This window comes from Flavobacterium sp. (assembly GCF_049318185.1).
Lineage (GTDB): Bacteria > Bacteroidota > Bacteroidia > Flavobacteriales > Flavobacteriaceae > Flavobacterium.
In genome coordinates, this window is the sequence record NZ_JBMOGV010000176.1 from 1 (window position 1) to 3,084 (window position 3,084).

A 3,084-nucleotide genomic window follows, 5' to 3' on the forward strand; every position below is an offset into this window, starting at 1 on the left:
AATAAAAAAATTAGATGAATAATAATAAACAAAAAATAGCCGTAGTAATAGTTACGTTTAATAGAATTGAGGAACTTAAAAAAACTATAACTGCAGTATATAATCAGGGAATAGATTACACAAATATTTATGTAATAAATAACAATAGCAAAGATGCTACAAAAGAAACACTTGCATTAGATTACCCTGATATAAATGCTATTCATTTACAAAACAATATTGCTTCTGCTGGAGGATTTGCTAAAGGAATGGAAGTGGCTTGTGAGCGAGGTTATGATTGGATTTGGTTATTCAACGATGACTCAAGACCCGTAAAAGGCACTCTAGAGTCATTCATTAATTATTTGCAAAAAGACTCTAACATAGGCTTATTGAAAATAGCCAATACAAATGAAAATAATCAAGCTGTTTTACTTTATTGGGAAGGAGTTCGTAAACCAAAATATGTTTCTTTAAGTAATGAACTCATAAAAACAGACTTAATTACTTTTGATGGCTGTATAATCTCAAGAAAACTGATTGACAAGATAGGATATTGTGATCCTCTTTACTTTATGGGTACTTATGAATTTGATTACTGTTTAAAAGCTAAAGATGTTGGTTTTGATATATACACACTTCCTAATGGATTGATAGAAGATGGTAAACTAGGAGGTAAAGATGGAACACCCCCATGGCGTCAATATTATAATACTCGAAATCATCTTTGGTTAGCTATTGATAGAAAGTCTTTTGAAACCTTTAAAGGTTGGTTTGTCAGAGAATTGAAGTATATCTATGCCATACTATTTTTTGGAGATAAAAAAAAGGAACGGCTCATTTTCAAAATGCGCGCTATCAGAGATGCAGTTTTAAATAGAAGAGGGAAAAGGTATAATCCAGAAGATTATAGTTGATGTTTTAACAATTTAATTAATATTATCTTTTTTGAATTTATATTAATATATTAAATTACAGTTTTTATTGTACAGTCTATTCATAATTACCAGAAACCGCCCTTCTATTTTAAAAAATACAATAGAAGAAATTTTCAATCAAACACTTCCTCCTCAATCTATTCTTATTGTTGATAATAGTGATGATGATGCTACACAATTGATGTATGAACAAGCCAACGATAGTAGATTACAATATCACAGGGTAGGTTATAATTCTGGTCCGGCCGGAGGGGCAAAAATTGGGATGGAAATTTTATTTGAACAAGGTTATGAATGGGTGGTTTGGGGAGATGATGATGATCCTCCACAGTTTAAAGATGTTATTGAAAAATTATTTTCAATTATCCCTCAAATAAACATAAATACCATTGGAGTTATAGGTGCTGTAGGTACAAAATTGAATCTTAGAAATGGTTTGACTATTCGTATTCCTGATAAAGATTTAAATGGATTAATTGAAGTTGATAATGTCTCAGGAGGTATGTTTCCTTTAATAAGTAAAAATGTTTACCGTAAGAAAATATTTTCTGATCCCAATTTATTTTTTAGTTTCGAAGATCTCGATTTTTGTTTAGCCGTTAAAAGAGCTAAACTTAAAATTATTGTTTCAAAAGATGAAATATATCGACACAGATTTCTTTTTAGTAGACTAGGTATTAAAAAAAAATATAAAGTAAAATCTAAAAATTCACTTTGGAGGGAATATTATAGTACAAGAAATATTATCTATATTTTACTTAGAAAAGAGAAAGCATATGGTGCAGCGATATACATTACTATAAGAACTATTTTTAAAATATTCTACCTGTTTAGATATGGCCTGAAGTATGGAAAGTTGAATTTTTATTACCTTTTTAAGGGACTTTGTGATGGCTATCGAAATAGGATGGGAATGACCATATTACCTATCACAAAAAAGTAATTAAGATAAAAAAATTATTTCAATTAATAGTTTTTAATTTAAAAAGCAATTTGCTTCATATCAATTCATTTAAAAAAAGTAACTAGATTTTTTCATATTTAAAAGTAATAAAATAGCTAGTTATTACTATAACCCGTTGGGTAAAATTATTTTTTTTGGCTAATTTATACTAGATTGTCACATTGAGCTTGTCGAAATGTATCCTTTTTGATGTCTTCGACAAGCTCAGACTGACATTTTTGTCATAAATTAAATATAAATTGCCATCAAAAAAATCATTAATAACGTATTTTGATTAATTACCCCCAACGAGTTAATATATAGAAAATTTATGTACAGTGTATTTATCATTACAAGAAATAGATCTACTATTTTAAAATCGACTATAGAAGCAATATTTAAGCAAACACTTCCACCTCATTCTTTACTTATTGTTGATAATAGTGATGATGAAGCTACTCAATTGATGTATGAACAAACCAACGATAGTAGATTGCAATATCATAAAGTTGGTTATAATTCTGGACCTGCTGGAGCTGCCGCAATTGGGATAAAAATTTTATTTGAGCAAGGTTATGATTGGGTTGTTTGGGGAGATGATGATGATCCCCCAAAATTTAATGACGTTATGGAAAGTTTATTTTCAATAATTCCAAAAATTGACATCAAAACTATTGGGATAATTGGTTCGGTTGGTGTAAATTTTAATGTTAAAACGGGATTAATAGAACGTATCCCTGACAAAGATTTGGATGGTCTTCTGGATGTTGATTGTGTTGCAGGAAATATGTTTCCATTATTGCATCGTAATATCTACCTTACTACTATTTTTCCAGATCCTGATTTGTTTTTTGGCTTTGAGGAGTTAGATTTTTGTTTAGCCGTTAAGAGAGCAAAACTTAGAGTTATTGTGCCAGCAAAAGAGATGTATAGGCATAGAGTAATTCATAAAAGAATAAATCTCGAAAAAAGCTATAAATTAAAAGCATTACAATCCTTATGGAGGGAATATTATGGTGTAAGAAACAGAATACATATCTTATTAAAGAAAGAAAAATCATTTGTAGGAGTTTTTAGAATTTCAATTAGAACAATTGCTAAAATATTTTATGGCTTTAAATTTGGATATGAATATGGACGATTGAATTTTTATTTTCTTTCAAAAGGACTTTATGATGGATTTCGTAATAGGATGGGCATGACAATCACTCCTATTCCAAAAAA

General features: G+C 29.1%; 3 protein-coding genes. All 3 read left to right on the forward strand.

Annotated features, from left to right (window positions below; all coding sequences use genetic code 11):
- Nucleotides 1–14 precede the first annotated feature (14 nt).
- Nucleotides 15–896 (forward strand): glycosyltransferase, encoded by an 882-nt coding sequence (locus tag ACOYLT_RS11080; RefSeq protein WP_422853908.1) that lies wholly within the window; start codon nt 15–17, stop codon nt 894–896.
- 67 nt (nt 897–963) lie between these two features.
- Nucleotides 964–1,860: a glycosyltransferase gene (locus tag ACOYLT_RS11085; RefSeq protein ID WP_422853909.1), complete on the forward strand. Its 897-nt coding sequence runs from the start codon at nt 964–966 to the stop codon at nt 1,858–1,860.
- Nucleotides 1,861–2,191: 331 nt separating this feature from the next.
- Nucleotides 2,192–3,084 (forward strand): glycosyltransferase (locus tag ACOYLT_RS11090; RefSeq protein WP_422853910.1); only part of this gene is annotated, 893 nt, incomplete at its 3' end.

Coding starts and splice junctions, on each gene's coding strand:
- ACOYLT_RS11080 (WP_422853908.1), top strand. CDS start 15: ATGAATAATAATAAACAAAAAATAGCCGTAGTAATAGTTACGTTTAAT.